Origin of the sequence: Streptomyces sp. C10-9-1 (genome assembly GCF_024497955.1) — a bacterium.
Lineage (GTDB): Bacteria > Actinomycetota > Actinomycetes > Streptomycetales > Streptomycetaceae > Streptomyces > Streptomyces sanyensis.
This window is the reverse complement of record NZ_JANHKP010000017.1, coordinates 43,511-67,689: the sequence shown is the minus strand read 5'-3', so window position 1 is coordinate 67,689 and position 24,179 is coordinate 43,511. Positions and strand designations below refer to the sequence as shown.

General features: G+C 75.8%; 28 protein-coding genes. 6 read left to right on the top strand and 22 right to left on the bottom strand.

The annotated features are described in order from the left end of the window. Positions 1-283 precede the first annotated feature (283 nt). From trpM to hisI, 7 genes are all read right to left on the bottom strand, one after another. Entirely contained in the window at positions 284-550 is a 267-nt protein-coding gene (gene trpM / locus NPS70_RS23380) for a tryptophan biosynthesis modulator TrpM (protein WP_256526351.1), read from the bottom strand. A 7-nt stretch (positions 551-557) separates the two neighbouring features. Then, positions 558-1,367, bottom strand: coding sequence for an indole-3-glycerol phosphate synthase TrpC (gene trpC, locus NPS70_RS23375; RefSeq protein WP_256526350.1), 810 nt, complete (start codon positions 1,365-1,367; stop codon positions 558-560). Between the two features lie 113 nt (positions 1,368-1,480). Then, positions 1,481-1,957 carry a DUF2752 domain-containing protein gene (locus tag NPS70_RS23370; protein ID WP_256526411.1) on the bottom strand — a complete coding sequence of 159 codons (477 nt, stop codon included), beginning with the start codon at positions 1,955-1,957 and terminating at the stop codon, positions 1,481-1,483. Positions 1,958-2,189: 232 nt separating this feature from the next. Then, positions 2,190-2,444 (bottom strand): HGxxPAAW family protein, encoded by a 255-nt coding sequence (locus NPS70_RS23365; RefSeq protein ID WP_256526349.1) that lies wholly within the window; start codon positions 2,442-2,444, stop codon positions 2,190-2,192. A 106-nt stretch (positions 2,445-2,550) separates the two neighbouring features. Then, complete coding sequence (locus NPS70_RS23360; protein WP_256526348.1) at positions 2,551-3,216, bottom strand: TIGR02234 family membrane protein; 666 nt, start codon at positions 3,214-3,216, stop codon at positions 2,551-2,553. A gap of 6 nt (positions 3,217-3,222) precedes the next feature. Further along, positions 3,223-4,734 (bottom strand): anthranilate synthase component I, encoded by a 1,512-nt coding sequence (locus tag NPS70_RS23355; protein ID WP_256526347.1) that lies wholly within the window; start codon positions 4,732-4,734, stop codon positions 3,223-3,225. 11 nt (positions 4,735-4,745) lie between these two features. Beyond that, positions 4,746-5,117 carry a phosphoribosyl-AMP cyclohydrolase gene (hisI, locus tag NPS70_RS23350; RefSeq protein WP_374212047.1) on the bottom strand — a complete coding sequence of 124 codons (372 nt, stop codon included), beginning with the start codon at positions 5,115-5,117 and terminating at the stop codon, positions 4,746-4,748. Between the two features lie 144 nt (positions 5,118-5,261). On the opposite strand from hisI, the gene NPS70_RS23345 reads away from it, so the two are divergent. Continuing rightward, the gene (locus tag NPS70_RS23345; RefSeq protein ID WP_256526344.1) at positions 5,262-5,894 is read left to right on the top strand and encodes a TIGR03085 family metal-binding protein; all 633 of its coding nucleotides are present in this window, start codon (positions 5,262-5,264) and stop codon (positions 5,892-5,894) included. 35 nt (positions 5,895-5,929) lie between these two features. Here the strand turns inward: NPS70_RS23345 and NPS70_RS23340 are convergent, their stop codons facing one another. From NPS70_RS23340 to hisD, 9 genes are all read right to left on the bottom strand, one after another. Then, positions 5,930-7,120, bottom strand: coding sequence for an MFS transporter (locus NPS70_RS23340; protein WP_256526410.1), 1,191 nt, complete (start codon positions 7,118-7,120; stop codon positions 5,930-5,932). 229 nt (positions 7,121-7,349) lie between these two features. Continuing rightward, positions 7,350-8,105 (bottom strand): imidazole glycerol phosphate synthase subunit HisF, encoded by a 756-nt coding sequence (gene hisF, locus NPS70_RS23335; RefSeq protein WP_256526343.1) that lies wholly within the window; start codon positions 8,103-8,105, stop codon positions 7,350-7,352. Continuing rightward, positions 8,102-8,518: a RidA family protein gene (locus NPS70_RS23330; RefSeq protein WP_256526342.1), complete on the bottom strand. Its 417-nt coding sequence runs from the start codon at positions 8,516-8,518 to the stop codon at positions 8,102-8,104. Before NPS70_RS23330 ends, hisF begins: the two co-directional genes overlap by 4 nt. After that, positions 8,515-9,243, bottom strand: coding sequence for a bifunctional 1-(5-phosphoribosyl)-5-((5-phosphoribosylamino)methylideneamino)imidazole-4-carboxamide isomerase/phosphoribosylanthranilate isomerase PriA (gene priA, locus NPS70_RS23325; RefSeq protein WP_256526341.1), 729 nt, complete (start codon positions 9,241-9,243; stop codon positions 8,515-8,517). The genes NPS70_RS23330 and priA overlap by 4 nt, the downstream gene beginning before the upstream one ends. Then, positions 9,240-9,881, bottom strand: a complete 642-nt coding sequence (gene hisH, locus NPS70_RS23320; RefSeq protein ID WP_256526340.1) for an imidazole glycerol phosphate synthase subunit HisH — start codon at positions 9,879-9,881, stop codon at positions 9,240-9,242. The genes priA and hisH overlap by 4 nt, the downstream gene beginning before the upstream one ends. 5 nt (positions 9,882-9,886) lie before the next feature. Continuing rightward, positions 9,887-10,054, bottom strand: coding sequence for a hypothetical protein (locus NPS70_RS23315; protein WP_256526339.1), 168 nt, complete (start codon positions 10,052-10,054; stop codon positions 9,887-9,889). A 5-nt stretch (positions 10,055-10,059) separates the two neighbouring features. After that, positions 10,060-10,653, bottom strand: a complete 594-nt coding sequence (hisB, locus tag NPS70_RS23310; RefSeq protein WP_256526338.1) for an imidazoleglycerol-phosphate dehydratase HisB — start codon at positions 10,651-10,653, stop codon at positions 10,060-10,062. Continuing rightward, positions 10,650-11,825, bottom strand: coding sequence for a histidinol-phosphate transaminase (locus NPS70_RS23305; RefSeq protein ID WP_256526337.1), 1,176 nt, complete (start codon positions 11,823-11,825; stop codon positions 10,650-10,652). Before NPS70_RS23305 ends, hisB begins: the two co-directional genes overlap by 4 nt. Continuing rightward, complete coding sequence (hisD, locus tag NPS70_RS23300; RefSeq protein WP_256526336.1) at positions 11,822-13,144, bottom strand: histidinol dehydrogenase; 1,323 nt, start codon at positions 13,142-13,144, stop codon at positions 11,822-11,824. Before hisD ends, NPS70_RS23305 begins: the two co-directional genes overlap by 4 nt. A 274-nt stretch (positions 13,145-13,418) precedes the next feature. Between hisD and NPS70_RS23295 the strand changes: the two genes are divergently transcribed. The 4 genes from NPS70_RS23295 to ybaK all read left to right on the top strand — a co-directional run bounded on the left by NPS70_RS23295 (position 13,419) and on the right by ybaK (position 17,443). Then, entirely contained in the window at positions 13,419-15,023 is a 1,605-nt protein-coding gene (locus tag NPS70_RS23295; RefSeq protein WP_256526335.1) for an oxidoreductase, read from the top strand. A 120-nt stretch (positions 15,024-15,143) separates the two neighbouring features. Further along, positions 15,144-16,169, top strand: a complete 1,026-nt coding sequence (locus tag NPS70_RS23290; RefSeq protein ID WP_256526334.1) for a hypothetical protein — start codon at positions 15,144-15,146, stop codon at positions 16,167-16,169. A 5-nt stretch (positions 16,170-16,174) separates the two neighbouring features. Continuing rightward, positions 16,175-16,915 carry an LON peptidase substrate-binding domain-containing protein gene (locus NPS70_RS23285; protein ID WP_256526333.1) on the top strand — a complete coding sequence of 247 codons (741 nt, stop codon included), beginning with the start codon at positions 16,175-16,177 and terminating at the stop codon, positions 16,913-16,915. A gap of 30 nt (positions 16,916-16,945) precedes the next feature. Then, positions 16,946-17,443 carry a Cys-tRNA(Pro) deacylase gene (gene ybaK, locus NPS70_RS23280; RefSeq protein ID WP_256526332.1) on the top strand — a complete coding sequence of 166 codons (498 nt, stop codon included), beginning with the start codon at positions 16,946-16,948 and terminating at the stop codon, positions 17,441-17,443. 91 nt (positions 17,444-17,534) lie between these two features. Here ybaK and NPS70_RS23275 read toward each other — a convergent pair whose 3' ends face one another. The 6 genes from NPS70_RS23275 to NPS70_RS23250 form a co-directional block, all read right to left on the bottom strand. Continuing rightward, positions 17,535-18,092 carry a TetR family transcriptional regulator gene (locus tag NPS70_RS23275; protein ID WP_256526331.1) on the bottom strand — a complete coding sequence of 186 codons (558 nt, stop codon included), beginning with the start codon at positions 18,090-18,092 and terminating at the stop codon, positions 17,535-17,537. Positions 18,093-18,150: 58 nt separating this feature from the next. Continuing rightward, a complete protein-coding gene (locus NPS70_RS23270; RefSeq protein ID WP_256526330.1) occupies positions 18,151-19,416 on the bottom strand; it encodes an MFS transporter in 1,266 nt (421 codons plus the stop codon). A gap of 290 nt (positions 19,417-19,706) precedes the next feature. Then, the gene (locus NPS70_RS23265) at positions 19,707-20,393 is read right to left on the bottom strand and encodes an ABC transporter permease (protein ID WP_256526329.1); all 687 of its coding nucleotides are present in this window, start codon (positions 20,391-20,393) and stop codon (positions 19,707-19,709) included. A 34-nt stretch (positions 20,394-20,427) separates the two neighbouring features. After that, positions 20,428-21,276 carry an ABC transporter permease gene (locus NPS70_RS23260; protein ID WP_256526328.1) on the bottom strand — a complete coding sequence of 283 codons (849 nt, stop codon included), beginning with the start codon at positions 21,274-21,276 and terminating at the stop codon, positions 20,428-20,430. Beyond that, entirely contained in the window at positions 21,273-22,247 is a 975-nt protein-coding gene (locus NPS70_RS28775) for an ABC transporter ATP-binding protein (protein ID WP_256526409.1), read from the bottom strand. Before NPS70_RS28775 ends, NPS70_RS23260 begins: the two co-directional genes overlap by 4 nt. A gap of 20 nt (positions 22,248-22,267) precedes the next feature. Next, positions 22,268-23,563, bottom strand: coding sequence for an NYN domain-containing protein (locus tag NPS70_RS23250; protein WP_256526327.1), 1,296 nt, complete (start codon positions 23,561-23,563; stop codon positions 22,268-22,270). Between the two features lie 348 nt (positions 23,564-23,911). Here NPS70_RS23250 and NPS70_RS23245 point away from each other — a divergent pair, with 348 nt between their 5' ends. Continuing rightward, positions 23,912-24,085 (top strand): hypothetical protein, encoded by a 174-nt coding sequence (locus NPS70_RS23245; protein WP_256526326.1) that lies wholly within the window; start codon positions 23,912-23,914, stop codon positions 24,083-24,085. The last annotated feature ends 94 nt before the right edge of the window (positions 24,086-24,179 follow it).

The window sequence follows — 24,179 nt, the reverse complement described above, 5'->3', positions numbered from 1 at the left end:
GCTCAAGGGACGTGAGGTCTGCGGGTGCGGGGAGCGCGCGGGCCGCCGCGTCCCGGGCCCGTGCCCCCGGACTCCGCCCGGGCGGCCGCTCCCGGGCGCGGGGGTGCCGCGCCCGGGAGCGGCCGCGCGGCGGTCGGGGCGGGGTGGGGAGCGGTGGGTGCCGCGGCGACGCGGCGGGCGGATGCCCGGTCCGGCGCAGCCCGGGGTCCGGGGCGGCCGGCCCGCCCGCCACGGGGGCGGGCAGGTGGGCGCCGCGGTCCGGTCGGGACGGTGCCGCAGCCGGTCAGCGGCTGTCGCGCGCTCGCTCCGGGCGCCATCGCATCCCGTTGACCTGGCCCGGCTCGTCGCCTATCACATAGCGCACCCGGCGTCCGTGGACGCGGCGTGCGGGTGCCCGGCAGCCGCGCGGACGGCAGCCGCGGGCGAGGCGGGCGTAGGCGTCCCCCGGCGCCGCCGCGGCCGCGGCACGGGCGGCGCGGCCCGCGGGCGGCACCTCCGAGCCGCCCGGGCGGGTGCCCGGGGCCGGTGCGGAGCGGGGCGCGGGGGTCATGGCGGGTTCAGTCCCGGCCCTGGCGCAGGGCCGGGTGGGCACCCGCGGCGACCAGGTCGGCGACGGCCGCCTTCGGGTCGCGTCCCGTGACGAGGGACTCCCCCACCAGCACCGCGTCGGCGCCGGCATTGGCGTAGGCGATGAGGTCGTGCGGGCCGCGCACACCGGACTCCGCGACCTTGACGACGTGCGCGGGGATCTCGGGGGCGACGCGCTCGAAGGTGGACCGGTCGACCTTGAGGGTCTTCAGGTCGCGGGCGTTGACGCCGATGATCCGGGCCCCCGCCTCGACCGCGCGCTCGGTCTCCTCCTCGTCGTGGACCTCCACGAGGGGCGTGAGGCCGATGGACTCCGCACGCTCGATCAGCGAGACCAGGGCCTCCTGCTCCAGCGCGGCGACGATCAGCAGCACCACGTCCGCACCGTAGGCGCGGGCCTCCCAGAGCTGGTAGGCGGTGACGATGAAGTCCTTGCGCAGCACCGGGACGTCGACCCGGGCGCGAACGGCCTCCAGGTCGGCGAGCGAGCCGCCGAAGCGGCGCTCCTCGGTGAGCACGGAGATGACGGCGGCGCCCCCCGCCTCGTAGTCCGCGGCGAGCGCGGCGGGGTCGGCGATGGCGGCGAGCGCGCCCTTGGAGGGGCTGGAGCGCTTCACCTCGCAGATCACCTGGACGCCCTCGCCGCGCAGTGCGGCGACGCCGTCCCGGGCCGCCGGGGCCTTGGCGGCGCGCTCCTTGAGTTCGTCGAGGCTCACACGCGCCTGCCGTTCCGCGAGGTCGGCGCGCACACCTTCGATGATCTCGTCGAGCACACTCACGCGAGCGGCCCCCTTCCGGGAGGTGGTAGCGGTCCGATACAGCCGTCTCGATGGTATCCGTATGCGGGCGGTGGGCCCGCATCCGGCCACCGCCTGTCCCACGACCTGGGACGTCAGGGGGCGAGCAGCGAGCCGAAGGGAAGGTTCCGCACGACGCTGAAGACGGCGAGGAGGCTCCCGGTGAGCCACCACCAGGCGGGCGCGAGCACGATCCGGGTAGGGCGGCCGCGGGCGGCGCGGACCACCCACACGACCCACACGACGGCGAAGGCCAGGTATCCGGCGACGGCCGCCGCGTTGGACCCGAGCGCGGCCGGCAGGTCGCCGTGGACGAAGGCGTGGGCGCTGCGCAGCCCCCCGCAGCCGGGGCAGTAGATGCCGGTGAGGGCGAGCAGGGGGCAGACCGGGTAGTGGCCGGGCTCGTTCGGGTCGACGGCGCCCACGTAGGCGAAGGCGCCGGCGACGGCGGCGAGGGTGGCCAGCGGGGCGGCGAGCCGCCGGGCGAGGGAGTGGGGCCCGCCGGGCGCCGCGGGAGCGGGGGCGCCGGAGTGGGGCCCCGGGGGCGGTCCGGGAGCGTGGGCGGGGCCCACCCGGGCGGTTCCGGGGCCGTGCGCGGCCCCCGGAGCACCGGGATGGCCTCCGGGCTCGGGCGGCGTCGCGGCGGGGCCGGGCGGGAGCGCGGCGGACGCGGAGGGCTCGGTGGACGGGGCGGCCGGTGAGGGCGGGGTCGCGGTCACGGAGGTGATTGTCCCCGCTCGACGACGGCGGCGCAGCACGGGCCTCCGTGCTGCGCCGCCGTTCGGTGCGCCGGGTGCCGCCGGGTCAGGCGGCCGCGCCCTCCCGGGCGGCGGCACGTGCGCGGGCCTCGACGACCGCGGCCGGCTCCTTCGGCGTGCCCATGCCCGCGACCTTCATGGCCCCGCCGACGACCGCGCCGAGCGCGATGACGGCGCAGCCGGCCCAGAACCCCACGGGGCTGTCCGCGACCATGAACAGGCCCGCGGCGCAGAAACCGATGAAGGCGATGATGACGCCGGTCCAGGCGGCCGGGGTGTGTCCGTGGCTGCTGCCCGCCATGAGTGTGCTCCTCGTTTCCGATGCGCTGTCGTGAGCTGGTGCTCCTGAGGTGAGCCGGACGCTCCCTGCCATTGTCCCGCACGCCGGGCGCGCCGATGACCCGGGGTCATGCTTCGCGGGTGGGGTCCTCGCCGCGGTCGAGCGCCTTCCACAGGTCCTCGGGCCGATCGGGGTCGACGGCGGCGGGTGCGGGGCGCCTGCGGGGCGTGCCGTCGCGCTCGTACCGGCCCGACATCGCCGGCCAGCGGGCGCCGAAGCGCAGCGCGAGCACCCCGGCGAGCAGGATCAGCAGCCCGCCGGCCGCGCCGGCGTAGGGCCACGGGGTGTGGGTGAGGCCGTCGACGGCCGCCGCGGCGTCACCGGTGGTGCGGGCCGCCGCCTCGTCCAGGGCGGCCCGGTCGGAGGAGCCCAGCAGGGCCGCGGCCACCACACCCGCCCCGCTGAGCGCGAGGAGCGCGGACACCAGGAGCCGGCCCCCGCGCCGCACGGCGAAGAGGGCGACCAGGGCGGCCAGGGCGACCACCGCCAAGGCGCTGGGCACGCCGGTGACGTCGCCGCCCGTGGCGTCCAGGGCCACGGTCCCCCCTCCGACCTCGGCACGGCCCTCGGCCCAGATCCGGCCGGAGGCGAGCAGGACGGCGGTGGACCCGGCGGAGCCGAGGAGCAGGGCGGCGGCCAGGCTGCGGCGGGCGCCGCCGGGGGCGGCCGGGGCGTCGGGCGCGGCCCCGGCACGGGGCGGGGGTACGGGCGGCAGGGCACTCACGCCCCCCACTATCCCTCACGCCCCGGTGCGGCTGCCCAGCCGGTTGGCGGTGTGCACGGCCCGCAGCACCGCGGCGGCCTTGTTGCGGCACTCGGTGTCCTCGGCCACGGGGTCGGAGTCGGCGACCACACCGGCTCCGGCCTGCACGTACGCGGTGCCGTCGCGCAGCAGGGCGGTGCGGATGGCGATGGCCGTGTCGGAGTCCCCGGCGAAGTCGAGGTAGCCGACGGCGCCTCCGTACAGGCCGCGGCGGGCGGGCTCCAGTTCGTCGATGATCTGCATGGCGCGCGGCTTGGGGGCCCCGGAGAGGGTGCCCGCCGGGAAGCAGGCGGCGAGGACGTCGAAGGCGGTCCGCCCCTCGGCGACCCGGCCGGTGACGGTGGAGACGATGTGCATGACGTGCGAGTAGCGCTCGATGGACATGAAGTCGACCACCTCGACGGTGCCCGGGGCGCAGACCCGCCCCAGGTCGTTGCGGCCGAGGTCGACGAGCATCAGGTGCTCGGCCCGCTCCTTGGGGTCGGCGAGCAGCTCCTCCGCCAGGTCGTGGTCCTCCTGGGGGGTCGCTCCGCGGGGACGGGTGCCGGCGATGGGGTGGACCATGGCCCGCCCGTCCTCGACCTTGACCAGGGCCTCGGGGCTGGAGCCGACGACGTCGAAGCCCTCGAAGCGGAAGAGGTACATGTACGGCGAGGGGTTGGTGGCCCGCAGCACCCGGTAGACGTCGAGGGCGCCGGCCGTGCAGGGCGTCTCGAAGCGCTGCGAGGGGACGACCTGGAACGCCTCGCCCGCCCGGATGCGCTCCTTGATGTCCTCGACGGCCTCCTGGTAGTCCGCGCCTCCCCAGCGGGCGGAGAACTCCGGCAGCTCGGAGGGCGGCAGCACGGCCGGAGCGGAGGGCAGGGCCCGGGCCAGGTCGGCCTCCATGGCGTCCAGGCGGGCGACGGCGCCCGCGTAGGCCTCGTCCACCCCGGTGTCGAGGTCGTTGTGGTTGATCGCGTTGGCGATCAGCAGGACGGTGCCGTCCCAGTGGTCGAGGACGGCCAGGTCGGAGGTGAGCAGCATGGTGAGCTCGGGCAGGCCGAGGTCGTCGTGGTCGCCGGGGCCGATCCGCTCCAGCCGCCTGACGATGTCGTAGCCGAGGTAGCCGACCATGCCGCCGGTGAAGGGCGGCATGACCGAGTCCGGTCCGCCGTCCGCGGGGGCGGGGGGCGTGTGCAGGGCCTGGATGGTCTCGCGCAGGGCGTGCAGCGGGTCGCCGCCGTCGGGCACGCCCACGGGCGGCGTGCCCAGCCAGTGGGCCTGCCCGTCGCGGACCGTGAGGGTGGCGTCGGAGCGTACGCCGACGAAGGAGTACCGGGACCAGGACCGCCCGTTCTCCGCGGACTCCAGCAGGAAGGTGCCCGGGCGCTCGGCCGCGAGCTTGCGGTAGAGCCCGACGGGCGTGTCGCCGTCGGCGAGCAGGCGGCGGCTCACGGGGATGACGCGGCGGTCGGCGGCCAGCTTCCGGAAGGTGTCGAGATCCATGGCGGCAGACCCTACTGGTCGAGGAGCACGTCGGCGTCGAAGCAGGTGCGGGCGCCCGTGTGGCAGGCTGCTCCGACCTGGTCGACCCTGACGAGCACGGTGTCGGCGTCGCAGTCCAGCGCCACCGACTTCACGAGCTGGACGTGCCCGGAGGTGTCGCCCTTCACCCAGTACTCCCCGCGGCTGCGCGACCAGTAGGTGCAGCGGCCGGTGGTCAGGGTGCGGTGGAGCGCCTCGTCGTCCATCCACCCCAGCATGAGCACCTCCCCGGTGTCGTACTGCTGGGCGATGGCGGGGACGAGGCCGTCGGCGCTTCGCTTGAGCCGGGCGGCGACCGCGGGGTCGAGGGCGCTGTCGGGGACGCTGCTGGTCATGCACGCCATTGTGCCGTGCCGCGGGGGGTGCGCGGGCGCCGCGTCCGCGCACCGGGCACGGCACCGCCCGTGCCCCGGGCCGTCGGCGGTACCGGCGACGCACCCCGCGCGCCCGCTGGGCGCAGCGGGCGGTACCGCCGTACGCTGGCGGTCATGTCGACCCATGCCAAGCGTGAACGGCTCCTGCTCGCCGACCTGTTGGAGGCGGCGGGCCCCGACGCCCCGACCCTGTGCGGCGACTGGCGGACCCTGGACCTCGCCGCCCATGTGGTGATGCGCGAGCGCCGGCCGGACGCGGCGGGCGGGATCCTGCTCACGGCGCTGAAGGAGCGGACGGAGCGGATCCGGTCCGAGTTCGCCGCCAAGCCCTACGGCGAGCTGCTCACGCTCATCCGCACGGGGCCGCCGCGGATGTCCCCGTACGCGATCAAGCAGGTCGACGAGGCGGCCAACACGGTCGAGTTCTTCGTGCACGCCGAGGACGTGCGCCGGGCGCAGCCCGACTGGACCCCCCGGGACCTGGACCCGGTCTTCGAGAACGTGCTCTGGTCCCGGCTGGAGAAGGCGGCGCGGCTGCTGGGCCGCCGCTCCCCCGTCGGCCTGGTGCTGCGGCGCCCGGACGGCCGCACGGCGGTGGCCCACCGGGGTGCGCCGGTGGTCACGGTGACCGGGCAGCCGGGCGAGCTGACGCTCTTCGCCTTCGGGCGGCAGGCGGTGGCGCGGGTCGACCTGGAGGGAGACAAGGACACCATCGCGCAGGTGACCGAGGCCCGGCTCGGCTTCTGACGCCCGGATCGCCGCCGGGCGGTGCGGCGGGCGGCTCAGCCGGGCAGCTCGGCGCGCCGCAGCGGGCCCCGGGCGAGGCCGAGCACGGCGCCCGCGGCACAGACCGCGGCGCTCACGGCGAACACCGGGGTGGTGCCCCACAGACCGACGGCGGCTCCGGTGAGCGGGAAGCTCAGCGGAGCGAGCCCCAGGCTGACGAAGGTCGCCAGCGAGGTGACCCGGCCCAGGTGGGCGGGGTCCGCCGCGGTCTGCAGCAGTGCGCCGCACAGCGAACCGCTGACGCCGGTGAGCACCCCGACGGCCGCGGCCGCCGCCACCGCCGCCGCGAGGTGGGCGGCGAGCGCCAGCCCGGCGATGGCGGCGGAACCGGCGAGCAGCGCCCCGCACATCACCAGACCGGCCCGGGGCAGGCGGCCGCGCACGGCGAGGAGCAGGGAGGCGGCGCCGGAGCCCGCGGCGAAGCCCGCGAGCACCCAGCCGAGCCCGGTGGCACCCCAGCCCCGGGCGTCGGCGAGCAGCGCCAGGCCGACGCCGAGCGGGCCGACGAAGCCGAGGTCGCTGACGGCGACGACGGCCACCAGGGGCCCGAGGACGGGGTGGCGGCGCACGTACCGCAGCCCGCCCGCCAGCTCCGCCGGGAACCCGCCGCGCCCCGCCCGGTCCTGCTGCGGGGCGGGCGGCAGCGGGGACACCCGCAGGGCGAGCAGCAGGGGCAGACCGGCGGCGAACAGGGCCCCGGCCGCGGCGAAGGCGGCCGCCGGCCCGCCGAGGGCGACCGCCGCCCCGGCGAGCGGCGCGCCGACGACCGCGGCCCCGCGGCCCGCGAGTCCGCGCAGGCCCTGGATCCTGGCGAGCTGGCCGGGGGGCGCGATCCGCGGGGGCAGCGCGCCGACCGCGGGCATGAACACCGCGTCCAGGGCGCCGAACACCAGCGCGGCGGCCGCCAGCAGCCACAGCCCGGGCGCGGTCAGCCACAGCAGCGCGGCCAGGCCGAGGACGACCGCGGCGCGGGCGGCGTCCGTGCCGATCACGACCCGGCGCGGGCCGAGCCGGTCGGCGAGCACTCCCCCGCCGAGCATCAGCAGGGCGCGCGGGACCGCGCTGACGGCCATCACCACACCCGCCTGGACGGCACCGCCGGAGCGGGTCGCCGCCCAGGTGAGGGCGAGGTAGTAGACGCTGTCCCCGGTCGCCGACGCCGCGTAGGCGGCCAGCCAGCGGAGCACGTTGGCGTCCCGGTGGGCGGGGCGTCCGGGGGGCGGCGCCGTGGGCGGCGGGCAGCCCGGGGCGGCGGCACCGGGCGCCCCGGTGCCGCCGCCCCGGGGCGGGGGCTGCGGGGCCGTGGGCGGGGTCACCTCGGGGGCCTCTCGGGGACTGGTCGGGATGCGGGCGGGCGCGGCGAAGGCCCCTGGGAACCGCCGTGGCGGCGGATCCCGGGGGCCTTCGCCGGCGGGGTCAGCGGACCGGGTGGCCCGCTTCCCGCAGGGCGTCCTTCACCTCGGCGATGCGCAGGTCGCCGAAGTGGAACACGGAGGCGGCGAGCACCGCGTCCGCGCCCGCGTCGATGGCGGGCGCGAAGTCGGCCGCCCTCCCGGCGCCGCCGGAGGCGATCACCGGCACGGTGACATGCCGGCGGACGGCGGCGATCATCTCCGTGTCGTAGCCGTCCTTGGTGCCGTCGGCGTCCATGGAGTTCAGCAGGATCTCGCCCGCACCGAGCTCGGCCGCGCGGTGGGCCCACTCGACCGCGTCGATGCCGGTGCCCCGGCGGCCGCCGTGCGTGGTGACCTCGAAGGAGCCCTCGGCGGTGCGCCGGGCGTCGACCGACAGCACCAGCACCTGGCGGCCGAAGCGTTCGGCGATCTCGCGGATCAGCTCCGGCCGGGCGATGGCCGCGGTGTTGACGCCGACCTTGTCCGCACCGGCCCTCAGCAGGCGGTCCACGTCGTCGGCGGAGCGGACGCCGCCGCCCACGGTGAGCGGGATGAAGACCTGCTCGGCGGTGCGGCGGACCACGTCGTAGGTGGTCTCGCGGTTGCCGGAGGAGGCGGTGATGTCCAGGAAGGTCAGCTCGTCGGCGCCCTCGGCGTCGTAGAGCTTGGCCATCTCGACCGGGTCGCCCGCGTCGCGCAGGTCGCGGAAGTTGACGCCCTTGACGACGCGCCCGGCGTCGACGTCCAGGCAGGGGATGACGCGTACCGCGAGGGTCATGCGGTTCCTCCCTCGGTTGCGGTGGGGGGCCGGTACGCCTCGACCTCGACCTCGACCACCAGCGAGGGGTCGACGAAGCCGGAGACGATCACCATGGAGGCGGCCGGGCGGACGTCCCCGAAGAGCTCCCGGTGGGCGCGGCCGACCTCGTCGACGTCCCGGGCGTGGGTGAGGTACATGCGGGTGCGCACGACGTCGGCCGCGCCCAGGCCGAACTGCTTCAGGGCGTCGAGGGCCACCCCGAAGGCGGTCAGGGCCTGCTCGTGGGGGCTGCCCGCGGCGATCTCGCCGCCGACGACGGAGGTGCAGCCGGAGACCAGGACCAGCCCGTTCGGCAGCCGGACGGCCCGGGAGTAGCCGAAGGCCTCCTCCCAGGGGCCGTCCGAGCCGACGCGGTCGACGGATCCGGTCACGCCGACACCGCCGCGAGTGCCTCCTGGAGCGTGAACGCCTCGGCGTAGAGGGCCTTGCCGACGATGGCGCCCTCGACACCCTCGGGCACCAGGGCGGACAGCGCGCGCAGGTCGTCGAGGGAGGAGACGCCGCCGGAGGCGACGACGGGCTTGTCGGTGGCTGCGCAGACGTTGCGCAGCAGCTCCAGGTTGGGGCCCTGGAGGGTGCCGTCCTTGGCGATGTCGGTCACCACGTAGCGGGCGCAGCCCTCGGAGTCGAGGCGGGCGAGGGTCTCGTAGAGGTCGCCCCCGTCGCGGGTCCAGCCACGCCCGCGCAGCGTGGTGCCGCGGACGTCCAGTCCGACGGCGATGCGGTCGCCGTGCTCGGCGATCACCTTGGCGACCCACTCGGGGGTCTCCAGGGCCGCGGTGCCGAGGTTGACCCGGCGGCAGCCGGTGGCGAGCGCGGCGGCGAGCGAGGCGTCGTCGCGGATGCCGCCGGAGAGCTCGACCTTGATGTCCATGGCACCGGCGACCTCGGCGATCAGCTCCCGGTTGTCGCCGGTGCCGAAGGCCGCGTCGAGGTCGACCAGGTGCAGCCACTCGGCACCGGCGCGCTGCCAGGCGAGGGCGGCCTCCAGCGGGGAGCCGTAGGAGGTCTCGGTGCCGGACTCGCCGTGCACGAGGCGGACGGCCTGCCCGTCGCGGACGTCGACGGCGGGGAGGAGTTCAAGCGTGCTGCTCACAGTGTTCCGATCCAGTTGGTGAGGAGCTGGGCTCCGGCGTCGCCGGACTTCTCGGGGTGGAACTGGGTGGCCCACAGCGCGCCGTTCTCGACGGCGGCGACGAAGCGCTCGCCGTGGGTGGCCCAGGTGACCTGAGGGGCGCGCAGGGCCGGGTTGGCGGTTTCGAGCTCCCACCCGTGCACGGCGTAGGAGTGCACGAAGTAGAAGCGCTCCCGCGGGCCGAGCCCGGCGAACAGGGCGCTGTCCTCGGGGGCGTCCACGGTGTTCCAGCCCATGTGGGGGACGACCGGGGCCTTCAGCGGGCCCACCGTGCCGGGCCACTCGTCGAGGCCCTCGGTCTCGACGCCGTGCTCGATGCCGCGGGAGAAGAGGATCTGCATGCCGACGCAGATGCCCATGACGGGCCGGCCGCCCGCCAGGCGCCGGCCGACGACCCAGTCGCCGCGGGCCCGCTTCAGGCCCCGCATGCAGGCGGAGAAGGCACCGACGCCCGGCACCAGCAGGCCGTCGGCGTTCATGGCCGTGTCGTAGTCGCGGGTGATCTCGACCTCGGCGCCGACGCGGGCCAGGGCGCGCTCGGCCGAGCGGACGTTGCCGAAGCCGTAGTCGAAGACGACGACCTTCTTGGATGTGCTCATGGCGCTCACTCCCAGATTCCCTGGATCCGCAGGACGCCCGCGAGCAGGCACATGAAGGAGGCTCCGGCGAGGAGCCCGATCACGCCCCGGGGCAGGCCCTGCTTGGCGAAGGAGTAGACCCCGCCGGCGAGGAAGAGCCCCACGACGATCAGGATGGTGGACAGACCCGTCATCTCGGTTACAGCGCGCCCTTCGTGGAGGGCAGGATGCCGGCGGCGCGGGGGTCGCGCTCGCTGGCGTAGCGCAGGGCCCGGGCGAGGGCCTTGAACTGGCACTCGACGATGTGGTGCGCGTTGCGGCCGTAGGGGACGTGCACGTGCAGCGCGACCTGCGCCTGGGCGACGAAGGACTCCAGGATGTGGCGTGTCATCGTGGTGTCGTAGGCGCCGATCATCGGCGCCATGTTCTCCGGCTCGCTGTGCACCAGGTAGGGGCGGCCCGAGAGGTCCACGGTGACCCGGGCGAGCGACTCGTCCAGGGGGACCGTGCAGTTGCCGAAGCGGTAGATGCCGACCTTGTCCCCGAGGGCCTGGCGGAAGGCCGCTCCGAGGGCCAGGGCCGTGTCCTCGATGGTGTGGTGGGTGTCGATGTGCAGGTCGCCGTCGGTCTTGACGGTGAGGTCGAACAGGCCGTGGCGGCCGAGCTGGTCGAGCATGTGGTCGAAGAAGCCGACGCCCGTCGCGACGTCGACCCTGCCGGTGCCGTCGAGGTCGATCTCGACGACGACCGAGGTCTCCTTGGTGGTCCGCTCCACGCGGCCGGTGCGGCTCATGCGCTGTGCTCCTTAGGGGGCGTGGGGCCGTTGCCCACGTAGGACGTCAACTCTCGTGCGGCGTCGAGGAACGCGTCGTTCTCCTCGGGAGTGCCCGCGGTCACCCGCAGGCGGCCGGGCACGCCGTTGTCCCGGACCAGCACGCCGCGCTCCAGCATCCGGCGCCAGGCCGCGTGGGCGTCGTCGAAGCGGCCGAACTGCACGAAGTTGGCGTCGGACGCGGTGACCTCGAAGCCCATCGCGGTCAGCTCCCCGACCAGCCGGTCGCGCTCCGACTTCAGCCGGTCCACGTAGCCGAGCAGCGTGTCGGTGTGCTCCAGGGCGGCCAGCGCGGTGGCCTGGGTGACGGCCGAGAGGTGGTACGGCAGGCGGACGAGCTGGACCGCGTCGACGACGGCCGGGTGCGCGGCGAGGTAGCCGAGCCGCAGCCCGGCGGCACCGAAGGCCTTGGACATGGTCCGGGAGACCACCAGGTTCGGGCGGCCCTCGATCAGCGGCAGCAGCGAGTCGCCGTGGCTGAACTCGACGTACGCCTCGTCGACGACGACCAGCGAGGGGCGGGCCTCCTGGGCCGCCTCGTACAGGGCGAGCACGGTGTCCGCGCCGACGGCCGTCCCGGTCGGGTTGTTGGGCGAGGTGACGAACACCACGTGGGGGCGGTGCCGCGCGATCGCCTCCGCCGCGGCGGCCGGGTCGAGGGTGAAGTCCTCGTTGCGCGGACCGGAGATCCACTCGGTGCCGGTGCCGCGGGAGATCAGGCTGTGCATCGAGTACGAGGGCTCGAAGCCGATGGCCCTCCGGCCGGGCCCGGCGAAGGTCTGCAGCAGCTGCTGGAGGACCTCGTTGGAGCCGTTGGCCGCCCATACGTTCCCGGCCGCGACCGGGTGGCCCGTGGTGCGGGTCAGGTAGCGGGCGAGCTCGGTGCGCAGGGCGACCGCGTCCCGGTCCGGGTAGCGGTTCAGGTGCCGGGCGGCCTCGCGGACCCGCTCGGCGATCCGGTCGACCAGGGCGTCCGGCAGCGGGTAGGGGTTCTCGTTGGTGTTGAGCCGGACGGGGACGTCCAGCTGCGGCGCGCCGTAGGGGGACTTGCCCCGGAGCTCCTCGCGGACGGGCAGGTCGTCGATGCCGACGGGCCCGGGGTCCGTCGCGCGCGCGGTGGTGGCGCCGGTCATCGTCCGGGCACCTCCCAGCCGAAGCGGGCCTTGAGGGCGGCGCCGTGCGCGGGCAGGTCCTCCGCCTCGGCGAGGGTCACCACGTGGTGGGTGACCTCGGCGAGGGCGTCGCGGCTGTAGTCCACGACGTGGATGCCGCGCAGGAAGGACTGCACGGACAGGCCCGAGGAGTGGCAGGCGCAGCCACCGGTGGGCAGCACGTGGTTGGAGCCGGCCGCGTAGTCCCCGAGGGAGACGGGCGAGAAGGGACCGACGAAGACCGCGCCCGCGTTGCGCACCCGGTCGGCGAGCGCTGCGGCGTCCGCGGTCTGGATCTCCAGGTGCTCGGCCCCGTAGGCGTCGACGACCTTCAGTCCGTCCTCCACCGAGGAGACCAGCACGATCGCCGACTGGCGGCCGGTGAGGGCGGGCTTGATCCGGTCCTCGACGTGCCGGGTGGCCGCGATCTGGGGCTCCAGCTCCCGCTCGACGGCCGCGGCCAGCTCCTCGGAGTCGGTGACCAGCACCGCGGCGGCCAGCGGGTCGTGCTCGGCCTGGCTGATCAGGTCGGCGGCGACGTGCGCGGGGTCGGCGGTGGCGTCCGCGAGGATGGCGATCTCGGTCGGTCCGGCCTCGGCGTCGATGCCGATCCGGCCGGTGAAGTAGCGCTTGGCGGCGGCGACCCAGATGTTGCCGGGGCCGGTGACCATGTTGGCCGGGGCGCAGGACTCGGTGCCGTGGGCGAACATCGCCACGGCGGTGGCCCCGCCGACGGCGTAGACCTCGTCGACGCCCAGCAGCGCGCAGGCGGCGAGGATGGTCGGGTGGGGCAGTCCGCCGAACTCGCGCTGGGCGGGGGAGGCGAGCGCCAGCGAGGGCACCCCCGCCTCCTGCGCCGGGACCACGTTCATGACCACCGAGGACGGGTAGACGGAGCGGCCGCCGGGTGCATACAGGCCGACGCGGTCGACCGGAACCCACTTCTCGGTCACGGTGCCGCCGGGCACGACCTGGGTGGTGTGGTCCTTGCGGCGCTGGGCCCGGTGGACGATGCGGGCACGGCGGACGGACTCCTCCAGCGCGGCCCTGACCTCGGGGTCGAGCTCCCGCAGGGCCCGGTCCAGGGCCTCGGCGGGCACCCGCACCTGCTCCAGGGCGACCCCGTCGAACCGCTGCGCGTAGTCGATCAGCGCCGCGTCGCCCCGATGATGCACGTCCTCGCAGATCGGGCGCACCTTCTCCAGGGCGGCCGCGACGTCGAAGTCGGCACGGGGCAGCAGGTCGCGCAGGGCGGTGCCCTCGGGGAGGGCGTCGCCGCGCAGGTCGATTCGAGAGATCACGCGGTCAATTCTCGCAGACGGCCCGAGGCGTCCGTCTCCCGTATCAGTGGCTGATACGCAACGTCGCCACAGCGCCCGGTGGGCGGGGGCGTCGCGCGCCGCGCCCCGCGTGTCGCCTCCGCCCCTGGAGCACCGGACCCCACGGCGGTACCGGCTCCCCCAGCGGCGTGATCTGGCCATCCTGTTTCCCGGGCGACGACCATCACCACTAGCGTTCAGGCCGTCACGGAGCGGGAAGAACAGCTGTACGAGCCAACGAATCGGAGGGGCGGCATTGACCGAGCCGCTGGACGGCGGGCCTCCGGAGGGAGTGAGCCCGGCCGAAGCAGCCATGTGGAACGCCTATCGGAACGGCAGAACGTTCGACCTGAGCGACACCGATCCCCTTCAGAACAACCCCTTCTCCCCCTTCCCCTGGGGGCCGGAACGCATCGTCCGGGCCTCCGTCGTCGCCCGTCTCCTGCTCAACGGGCCGGAGCCGAGACCAGGCCGGGTCGCGGCCCTGAAACTGCGCGGCCTGCAGATCACCGGCACCCTGAAGCTCGCGGGCGGCACGATCTCGCCCTACGTCGAACTCCACGGGTGCCGCTTCGAGAGCGAGCTGCTGATGCCGGAGGCGCATCTGGCCACCATGCGCCTGATCAGCTGCGCCATCCCCCGGATCGAGGCGGCGCGGCTGCGCACCGAGGGGGACCTGCACCTGCCGCGCTGCCGTGTCGAGCACGGCATCCGCCTCACCGACGCGCAGATCGGCACGGACCTGCTGCTCAACCAGGTCCATGTGCGGCCGGACCGGCGCGGACGGGCGATCACCGCGGACGGCCTCGCGGTGGCCCAGGACCTCCAGGCCGAGCTCGTCGAGAGCTACGGGGAGGTCAGCCTGCGCGGGGCGAAGGTGGGCGTGTCCCTGAGCCTGCGGGGCAGCCGGCTGCGGGCCGCGGGCGACCGCCGCGCGCTCAACGCGCCGCAGCTGAGCGTGGAGCGGACCCTCTACCTGACCGGGGCCTGGGTGAGCGAGGCCACCGGCGACCAGGGCGCCACCCCGCCCTTCGGCATCCGCACCGGAGTCGCGGGAGCGGCCCGCGGTTCGCGGCTCCAGCCCTTCGAGTGCCACGGCGGGGTGCGCCTGGACGACGGGCGCTTCGGCGACGCGGTGGACCTCAACGGGGCGCGCTTCGTCCTCGGGCCGCGCGAGGAGCTCTCGCTCCGGCGGATCACCGTGCCGGAGCTCCGGTTCAACGCGGAGCGCCCGGAGGAGGGCCGGGTCGTGCTCAACGGCGCCAAGGTGGTGACCCTGGTCGACCTGGCGGCGAGCTGGCCGGGGCCGGGCGGCCTGGCGATGGGCGGCTTCGTCTACGAGAACCTGGTCCCGCAGGAGGAGTTCCCGCTGTCCCGGCGCCTGGAGTGGGTGGCCTCGGCCACGCCGGAGTACTCGCCCGAGCCGTACGAGCGGCTGGCCACGGTGCTGCGCAACAGCGGCGAGGACGCCGACGCCCGGGAGGTGCTGCTGGCCAAGCAGCGCCGACGGCGCGAGACGCTGCCGCTGGCCGGCAAGCTGTGGGGCCACCTCCAGGACTGGACGGTGGCCTACGGCTACCGCCCCGGGCGCGCGGCGCTGTGGATGGCGGTGCTGTGGGCGGCGGGCGCGCTGGCCTTCGCCCGGGTCGAACCGGAGCCGATCAAGCAGGACGAGCACCCCGCGTGGAACCCCTCGCTGTACGCGCTGGACCTGCTGATCCCGGTGGTCAATCTCGGCCAGGAGGGCTACTGGAGGCTGGAGGGCACCTGGCAGTGGGGCGCGGCCTCCCTGGTGTTACTGGGGTGGATCCTGGCGACCACCGTGGCCGCCGGTGCGTCCCGGCTCCTGCGGCGCGGGTGAGACCGGAGCGACGCACGGGACCCGTTCTTTACCGTCTCTTGACCTGATGCCGGACAACCTTCCGGCCGCTACGGAATCCTTACATATGCCCTCTGGCGCGGTGTTCACCTGCGTCTTTCAATGGTCCGCACCATGTCATTGCTTCGCTCCGCGGTGCGCACCGCCCGCATGATCCGGCACACGCCCCGGCTGTCCGACGGACTGGTGCCCGACGCGTCGGTCCTGCTCGACGCCCCCGACGACCGGCTCGGTCCGGCGCTGGTGGCGGCGGCCCGGGGGGCGTACGAGGGGGCGGCCTCGCTGCTGGCCGCCACCCGGGTCTCGGCCGAGTGGGAGAACCGGGACCGCTACGTGAGGCGGCTGTCCGCCTTCGCCCGCAGCCGGGACGGCTGGCTGGCGGACTGGCTCGCCTCCGCGCCCCGCGACCCGGACGCGCTGCTGCTCAAGGCGCAGCTCGCCGTGGACCGCGCCTGGGTGTCGCCGGCACACGCGGAGCGGCTGCGCGAGGTGGGCCCGCTGATCGACGCGGCGGCCCGGGCCGAGTCCGCCGACCCGGTGCCCTGGCGCCTCGCGCTGGACCACGCCCGGGGCACCCACGCTCCGCACGGCGCGTTCGAGGCCCTCTGGGAGGAGGCGGTCCGCCGCTCCCCGCACCACTACGGCTGCCATGTCTCGGCGCTCACCTACCTGTCCGCCCAGTGGTACGGCTCGCACCGCGAGTGCTTCGACTTCGCGGAGCGGGCGGCCGCCGACAGTCTGCCCGGCTCCCTCGTCCGCGCCCTGCCCGCCCGGGCCGCCTTCACCCAGCTGCTCGCGGGCGAGCCCGCCACCTCGGTGCAGCGCGAGCGGATCGAGGCGGCCGCCGACCTCGCCATCGAGGTCTCCGCGGGCTACGCGCCCGGTGACCCCTGGCCCGCCGAGGTCCGCAACCTGCTCGCCCACGTCCTGGTCACCCGGGGGCGGTGGCGGGACGCCCTGGAGCAGTTCCGTCGCATCGGGCCGTACGCCACGTCCTTCCCCTGGTCCTCGGTGACCGACGATCCGCTGGGGCAGTTCCTGAGGGCACGCGACGGGGTGCGGATCGAGGTCGCCTGCGGAATCCCGCTGCGCGGGGTCCGCGCCGGATCCGGCGGCCATTACGCTTGACCGCTGTGACCACCGTTCGCCTGCCGCTCTTCCCGTTGAACTCGGTGCTGTTCCCGGGCCTCGTGCTGCCCCTGAACGTCTTCGAGGAGCGATATCGCGCCATGATGCGCGAGCTGCTGAAGACGGACGAGTCGGAACCCCGGCGCTTCGCCGTGGTCGCCATCCGCGACGGGCGGGAGGTCGCGCCGACCTCCCCCGGGCTGCCCGACCCGACCGCGGTGGTCGAGCGCGGTCCCGCCGCCGGGTTCGGCGCCGACCCCCTCCAGGCCTTCCACCGCGTGGGCTGCATCGCCGACGCGGCGACCGTCCGCGAGCGCCCGGACGGCACCTTCGAGGTGCTGGCCACCGGGACCACCCGGGTGAGGCTGCTCTCCGTCGACGCCGACGGCCCCTACCTCACCGCCGAGCTGGAGGAGATCCCGGAGGCCGCGGGCGACGGCGCGGAAGCGCTGGCGGAGGGGGTGCTGCGGGCCTTCCGCACGTACCAGCAGCGGCTGGCCGGAGCACGTGAGCGGTCCCTGTCGACCGGGGCCGAACTCCCCGACGAGCCCTCCGTGGTCTCCTACCTGGTCGCCGCGGCGGCGGTGCTCGACACCCCGGCCAAGCAGCGGCTGCTCCAGGCGCCGGACACGGCGACGCGGCTGCGGGAGGAGCTCGCGCTGCTGCGCTCCGAGACGGCGGTGCTCCGCCACCTGCCGTCGCTGCCCGCGGTCGAGCTGACCCGGCAGCCGACGAGCCCCAACTGACGCGGGACGGACACGCGAGGAGCACGGCACGTGGCGAAGAAGACGAAGAGGCAGTCCGGGGGGACGCCCGCGACGGTGGCCCTCACCGCGGCCGGGGCGGCCTTCACCCTGCACTCCTACGAGCACGACCCGGCCTCGCCCTCCTACGGCGAGGAGGCCGCCGCGGCCCTCGGCGTCTCCCCCGAGAGGGTCTTCAAGACCCTGGTCGCGGACGTGGACGGGGCGCTGACCGTCGCCGTGGTCCCGGTGGCCGGGCAGCTCGACCTGAAGGCCCTGGCCGCCGCGGTCGGCGGCAAGCGGGCGGCCATGGCCGACCCCGCGGCCGCGGAGCGCAGCACGGGGTACGTCCGCGGCGGGATCTCGCCGCTGGGCCAGCGCAGGCGGTTGCCGACGGTGCTGGACGCCTCGGCCGGGGCGCACGAGACGATCTGCGTCTCCGCGGGACGGCGCGGGCTGGAGGTGGAGCTCGCCCCGGACAGCCTGCGGTCGCTCACCTCGGCCGTACTGGCGCCCATCGCCCGGTCGTAGGCCCGCGCGGCGCCCGGGCCCGTCCCGCCCGGGGCAGGGCGCGACCGTCGGGACCCGTCCCGCCCCGTCCCGCCCCGGGCCGTCGCCGGCCTCAGAGCAGGACGGTCCGCAGCACCTCGGTGAACTCCTCGGCGGTGGGCTGCCAGTCGGTGAGCAGGGCCTGCATCAGCAGGCCGTCGACGACACCGGGCAGGATCCGCAGCCGCACCGGGTCGTCGGTGTAGCAGCGGCCGAAGTCCGCCACCGCGGAGATCCAGTCACGGGCCGGCCCGCGCAGCTCCGGACGCCGGGCCGCGAGCAGGTACAGCTCGTACTCGGCCAGCAGGTGCTCGGGGCCGGCGACGACGGAGCACATCAGCTCGGCCAGCGCCCGCAGCCCGGCCTCGGAGCCGCCCGTCTCCTCCGCCAGCGCGCGCATCCGCGCGGCGTCCTCGCGCAGGCAGCGGGTGAGGGCGGCGGTGAGCAGGTCGTCGATGCTCGTGAAGTAGTAGGCCGCCGCGGTGGGGGGCTGACCGGCCTCCCGGGCGACGGCGCGGTGGCTGACCCCGGCCACTCCCTCGCGCGCGACCACGCGGACGGTGGCCTCGATCAGCTCCTGTCTGCGGCGCTCGCCCTTGATGCGGCGCCCGTCGGTGGTCGGCTCGCTCACCTGGGTCCCCCGCGTTCCGGCGTACGTCTCCCCGGACGATACCCCGCGCACCCCGGGGTCACGATCGCGCGTCCCCGGTGCACGCCGCGGCCCCGGGCGCCTCGGCCGGGGCCGGGGCGGCCCCGGCGGACCGGGCGTCGAGACGCCGGGTGAGGGGCCGCACGGAGCAGGAGGCGAGGACCGCCACGGCGGCGCCCGCGGCGATCGCCACGGCGAAGCCGCCCGCGGGACCGTGGCGGTCCACCATCGCCCCCGACACGGCAGCACCCAGGCCCACCCCGACGCCCAGCCCCGTGATCGCCCAGGTCATCCCCTCCGTCAGCTGCGCCGGGGGAACGGTCCGCTCCACCAGGCGCATGACGACGATCATCATGGGCGCGAAGAACAGTCCGGCGAGGAAGACGGAGGCGGAGAGCGTGGCGATCCCGTCGGACAGCACCAGGGGCAGCGTGGTCAGGGCCGTCCCCAGGGCGCCCGCGAGCAGCAGCCGGGGCAGCGGGAGGGTGACTCCCGCCATGCCGAGGGCCAGTCCGGAGAGCGCGGACCCGACGGCGTAGCAGGACAGGACGACCCCCGCGGCGGAGGGCGCCCCCCGCTCCTCGGCGAAGGCCACGCTCACCACGTCCACCGTGCCGACGATGACCCCGCCGGCCGCCAGGATCGCGGCGAGGAGGCGGACCGAGCCGGATCGGATCGCCGATCCGGGGCGCTGCCCGCCGGGGTCGGCGCGGTGGACGGGGGGCTCGGTCCGCTTCTGGGGCACGAGGAGCAGCACCCCGAGGAGGAGCAGGGCAGCGGCCACCAGCGGTCCGCACTCCGGGAAGAGCGCGGTGGACAGGGCGACCGACAGGGCGGGGCCCACGACGAAGGTCAGGTCGTCGACCACCGACTCCAGGGAGAAGGCCGTGTGCAGGGCCGAGGGATCGCGGTGGACGTGCGTCCACCGCGCGCGGACCATCGCCGCCATGTTCGGCAGCGTGCCCGCGAGGACGGCGCAGGCGAAGAGCGTCCAGACGGGGGCCCCGTAGCGGGCGCAGAGCAGCAGGGCCCCCATGCCCAGCACGCTCACCCCCGTCGCGGGCAGCAGCACGCGCCCCTGGCCCAGGCGGTCCACCAGCCGGGACACCAGGGGGCCGAAGAACGCGGTGGAGAGCGTGAAGGCGGCGGAGACGGCCCCCGCGAGCGCGTAGGCGCCCCGCAGCTGGGACAGCATCGTGACGAGGCCGATCCCGGTCATGGAGACGGGCATCCTGCCCAGGAACGCCGCGGCGGAGAAGGCCGCCGAGCCTGGCGCGCGGAAGAGCTCGCGGTAGGGGTTGGCCACGGGCCACCTCGTTCCGTCGGGGACCGTCGGCCGTGTTCGGGGCGGCGGTCGGGCACAGGAAATTGAGCGACCGCACAAGATTGAACGGTCGTTACATTTTTTTACTGTACGGCACCGCCGGGCCCGGGCGGAGAGGACATCGCGAGCACGCCGCCCCCGCCGCCGGGAACGGCCCGCGACCACCACGGCGCGAGGGCCCGGGCGCCGCCGAAGCGGCACCCGGGCCCTCGGACGCGGCAGGGGCGGCCCGGACGGGCCGCCCCTGCCGCACGCTCCCGCGGAGGAAGGCGTCACGCCCCCCGCGGAGGCCACTGGTGCTGCTCGTCCCGGACGGGCTCGGGATCGTCCGGGCCGAAGAGCGCCGTCAGCCCGAGGTGGGCCACCATCGCGGCCAGCGGCCAGGCCAGCAGCGCCCCCTTCGCCCTCAACTGGAGATAGGCGTCGAAGGTGACGCCCTCCCCCACCTGGCGGGCGCGCTCCGCGACATCCGTGCCCGGACCCAGCCAGACGCCGACGCCCCAGCCCAGCAGCGAGGCGAGCAGGCCCCCCAGGGCGAGGGCGAGGACCAGGGCGATGCCGCCCCGGCGGCGGAAGAGGAAGACGGCGGCGGCGCTCAGCACGCCCAGCCCGGCCGCCAGCAGGGCGAACATCCCGTCCGCGCCCACGGCCTCCTCGCTCTCGGTGTTCCTCAGGAACACCGCCTCGCCGTCCGAGACCAGCGGGACCCTCGGCGCCAGCCACAGCCACAGCAGCCCGAGCACCACACCGAGCACCGTCACCCCCGCCAGGACGACGGCCGCGTCGCGGAGGTCCCTGCGCAGCTCCCGGGCCTTGGCCTCGGCCTCGGCGGCGTCCTCCTGCGCGCCCCACGGCTCACCGTGCGGGACCGTGCCGCCCGCCGGGGCGCGCCAGGGATCGCCGTCCCCGGACGAGGACGACGAGGAAGGCCGGTGGGGTGGCGTCAGCGGTGCGGTCACCCCGCCATCGTGCCAGGCCCGCCGGGGCCCCGCCTCACCGGACCGCGGCCCGCCGGTAGGCCAGGGTGGCGACGGCCAGGGACACCACTCCCACCGCCGCGCAGACCGCGAGGTCGACACCCACGGCGCCCCAGTCGGGGCGGGCCTCGAAGGTGCGGGCGAGCGCCTCCACCCCGTAGGTGGAGGGCAGCAGGTCCCGGGCGTAGGCGATGGGCCCGGGCATCCGCTCCGCGGGCAGCACACCGAGCAGCAGCGCCGCGGACATGCCGAGCTGGCCGAGCAGGGTGGCGAGCTCCTGGCGGGGGGCGAGGAGGCCGAGCGCCGCCCCGAGGCCGGCCAGCGCCGCCCCGGACAGCGGGATCACCGCCGCCAGCACCCACAGGTGCACCAGCGGCAGCCCGAAGAGGACCGATCCGGCCACGGCGGTGACCACCGTCCCGGGGACGGTGAAGGAGGCGTAGGCCCCGGCCGCGCCGAGCACCACCGCCGCGGGCGGCACGGGAAGCGTGGCGTAGTGGTCGAGCCCGCCGGCGGCACGCAGCTGGCCGAAGTACTGGGCGAGCAGGTTCAGCGCGACGAAGGCGACGACCAGCACGCTCGCCCCGGCGACGACCGCCCGTGCCTCCGAACCGCCGTCCACCACCCCGCGCATCAGGACCATGATCCCGACGGACTGGAAGGTGGCGACGAACAGCAGCGGGATGCGCGCCACACGGGCGCGGGACAGCTGGGCCCGGTAGACCGCGCCGAGCGCGGGGAGCAGCCGGGCGGCGGGCGCGAGCGGAGCGGGGGCGCGCCCCGCCGGGGCGGCCGCCGCGTCCGGGCTCGGCGCGGTCCCGGGCGGCCCCGGGGGGCCCGCGGACTCAGCGGACACGATGCTCACGCCTTGACCAGCCCTTTCGTGGTGTCTCCGCCGAGTGCGAGATAGACGTCCTCCAGGCTCGGCGTGGCCAGGGTGAAGTCGTCGAGTGCGGCGAAGGCCGCCCCGCCGGTGACGGCGGCCACGGCGGCCCGCGCCTGGTCGGGGGCGAGCCTGAGGACCCAGCGCCGCCCGGATTCCTGGGCGAGCGACCGCAGCGCGGCCACCTCGGGGACCTCCACCGGGGCGCCGGCCCGCCAGACCAGCTCCACCCGGACCTCCCCCGCGACGCGCTCCTTCAGCCCCATCGGCGTGTCGCAGGCGATCACCCGTCCACGGTCGAGGACGGCGACCCGGTCGAGCACGGTCTCCGCCTCGATGACGTTGTGGGTGACCAGCAGCACGGTCGCGCCGTGCTCCGCGCGGCGCCGGTCCACCGCGGCCCACACCGCCCGCCGGGCGACGGGGTCCATGCCGGTGGTGGGCTCGTCCAGGACGAGCACCGGCCGGGGGCCGACCAGGGCGGCGGCGAAGCAGGCGAGTCGGCGCTGCCCCCCGGAGAGGCGGCGCAGGGCCCGGTCGGCGAGCGGGGCCAGACCGAGCTCGTCGAGGACGCCGCCCGCCTCCCGGCGGGCGGCGGGCGCCGGGAGCCCGCGCAGGCGCCCGGTGGTCTCGGCCGCCAGGGAGACGGTCATCTCGTCCAGCGCGGTGGACTCCTGCCCCAGGTAGCCCAGGAGGCGGGAGGCGCGCTCGGGGTGGCGCACGAGGTCGTGGCCGAGCAGCTCGACCGAACCGGAGTCGGGGCGCATCAGCCCGGTGAGCTGGCGCACCAGAGTGGACTTCCCGGCACCGTTGGGCCCGAGCAGGCCGAAGATCTCGCCCTCCCCGACGTCCAGGCTGACCCCGTCGGTGGCCCGCACCTCGGGTGTGCCCGGCGCGCCCCGGCGCCCGCGGGCGGCCGGGTACGTCTTGACCAGGTCCCGCACCACGCACACCGTACTCACGAGGTACGAGACTACGGGGTCCGGCCGCCCCGGACGCCCTCGGGCCCCGGGTGGTCACTCCTCGGGGCGTGCTCCGCCGCCGTGCGCACGTCGATCTCGCGCCAGAACCCGGCCCGGATCGCGTAGCGGTCGTGCTCGTCGATCTGGTCGTCCTTGTGGGCCAGCAGCCCGAAGCGGGCGGCGTAGCGCAGCAGCTCGCCGTCGATACGGTGCGGGATGCGGGGGTAGAGGCCGGCGAGGCGCTGGACGTGCCCGGCCTCCGGCAGCCGTTCCATCCAGCGGCGCGCGAAGACCTGTCCCACCTCGAAGGGGTCGCCGCCGACGGTGGTGATGTCCTCCTCGCGGTCGGCCCAGCGCTGCTCGGCGCTGGTGAGCTGGGCGAGGGTCGGCAGCGAGGCGGTCTCGGGCGGCTCCCCGGGCGCGCCGCCGGGACGCTCCACCCAGCCCCGGTCGGAGGACCAGCGCAGGGTGGCGCCGGCGGGCTGCGGTGCGGTGGGCGGATGGCCGTGGGGGTGCAGCGAGGCGAGGTCCTTCGGCGTGGGCACGCCCTTGGGCGGGGCCGGTGCGCCGGGTGCCTCGGGGGCGGTGCCCTCGGCGGCGGGGGCGGTGTCCCGGTCCGGCGCCTGGGCGGCCCGTTCGGCGGCCGCGCGCTCGGCGGAGGCAGCGAGCGCGGACTCGGGCAGCGGGGCGGAGAGGATGGCCGCGATCTCCGGGCGCGGCACGGGCGGCGGGGCGCAGACCGCGGTGAGTTCCTTGGCCCGGATGGCACGGGTGATCCAGACCCGGTCGAGCACCCGGCGCTCGTCCGCCTCGGCGACGAGGTCCTCGGACTGGTTGTAGTCGCCGTCGGCGGCCTGCACGGCCCAGAGGTGGACGGCGACCCCGTGCTCCTTGGCGGACATCAGGCCGGGGAGGAGGTCTCCGTCGCCGGTCACGAGGACCACGTCGGAGCAGGCGCGGTTCCTGGCCAGCTCGGTGAGTTCGGCGTGCATGGCCGCGTCGACGCCCTTCTGGGCCCAGCGGCCGTCGCTGCGGGTCAGGGCGCCGAGCCTGACGGTGACCCGGGGCATGACGCGCAGCCGCCGGTGCTCGGGCTGGGGCACCCGGTCGGGTGCCCCGTCGAACCAGTAGATGCGCAGCAGGGGCTGCTCGGTGTCGGCCTGGGCGAGGTCGCGCAGCCCCCGGACGAGCGCTGCGTGGTCGACGGTGATCCGCGAGCGCGCGGGTTCCCCCGCGAGCAGGCTCGCGGCGGCCCCCAGGAGATACCCGGCGTCCACCAGGACGACGCATCGGTCCACGCGCTCCACCCTCTTTCGGGGACTCGTTCGGGGCACCGGGTCCGCCCCGGTCGCCGGGGCGGACCGGGCCGGGGCCCGCCGCCTTCCCCTGCCGTCGCCCGGCTCCGGCGGCCGGGGCCGGCCGGGATCCGGAGCGGGAATTGTCCCGGGTTTCCTCCGAGTCTGCCTGACCGCGCAAGGGTTGGCGGCCGGAACTCGATCATCGGCGTGGCGGATCGGGCGCCGGGGCCGTCACCTCGCGCCGCTACTGTCCGCAATGATCCAAAATGCGGGGGTATTTGGCTTGTGTGAGTCTGGTCGCGGCCCCGGGCGCACCGCCTTCTCGGGGCACGCGGACCTTCACAGGAGGCAACGACCATGGCCAAGAACAAGAACCGAGATCGCGCCCACCAGAAGCAGTCGCCGGCGGAGCGCGGCCGGCAGGACGCGCAGAAGTCGTCGATGGAGGCCCAGGCCGAGCAGCGCATGACGCAGGTGACGCCCGCCGACGTGGCGAGCAAGGGCCGTCAGAAGCGCTTCGGCCACAACTGAGCGCGGCGACCGGTTCGGTCACGCAGCAGGGGCGCGCCCGTGAGGACGGGCGCGCCCCTGCTGCGCGCGCGGGGGGGGGGAGGCGGCGGAGCGC

What these genes read in the sequence shown, in the direction of transcription:
- trpM (WP_256526351.1), bottom strand. Translation starts at nt 550, where the DNA reads ATGACCCCCGCGCCCCGCTCCGCACCGGCCCCGGGCACCCGCCCGGGC.
- NPS70_RS23365 (WP_256526349.1), bottom strand. Translation starts at nt 2,444, where the DNA reads ATGGCGGGCAGCAGCCACGGACACACCCCGGCCGCCTGGACCGGCGTC.
- NPS70_RS23355 (WP_256526347.1), bottom strand. Translation starts at nt 4,734, where the DNA reads ATGGATCTCGACACCTTCCGGAAGCTGGCCGCCGACCGCCGCGTCATC.
- hisI (WP_374212047.1), bottom strand. Translation starts at nt 5,117, where the DNA reads ATGGCGTGCATGACCAGCAGCGTCCCCGACAGCGCCCTCGACCCCGCG.
- NPS70_RS23345 (WP_256526344.1), top strand. Translation starts at nt 5,262, where the DNA reads ATGTCGACCCATGCCAAGCGTGAACGGCTCCTGCTCGCCGACCTGTTG.
- hisF (WP_256526343.1), bottom strand. Translation starts at nt 8,105, where the DNA reads ATGACCCTCGCGGTACGCGTCATCCCCTGCCTGGACGTCGACGCCGGG.
- hisH (WP_256526340.1), bottom strand. Translation starts at nt 9,881, where the DNA reads ATGAGCACATCCAAGAAGGTCGTCGTCTTCGACTACGGCTTCGGCAAC.
- NPS70_RS23315 (WP_256526339.1), bottom strand. Translation starts at nt 10,054, where the DNA reads ATGACGGGTCTGTCCACCATCCTGATCGTCGTGGGGCTCTTCCTCGCC.
- hisB (WP_256526338.1), bottom strand. Translation starts at nt 10,653, where the DNA reads ATGAGCCGCACCGGCCGCGTGGAGCGGACCACCAAGGAGACCTCGGTC.
- NPS70_RS23305 (WP_256526337.1), bottom strand. Translation starts at nt 11,825, where the DNA reads ATGACCGGCGCCACCACCGCGCGCGCGACGGACCCCGGGCCCGTCGGC.
- NPS70_RS23290 (WP_256526334.1), top strand. Translation starts at nt 15,144, where the DNA reads ATGGTCCGCACCATGTCATTGCTTCGCTCCGCGGTGCGCACCGCCCGC.
- NPS70_RS23245 (WP_256526326.1), top strand. Translation starts at nt 23,912, where the DNA reads ATGGCCAAGAACAAGAACCGAGATCGCGCCCACCAGAAGCAGTCGCCG.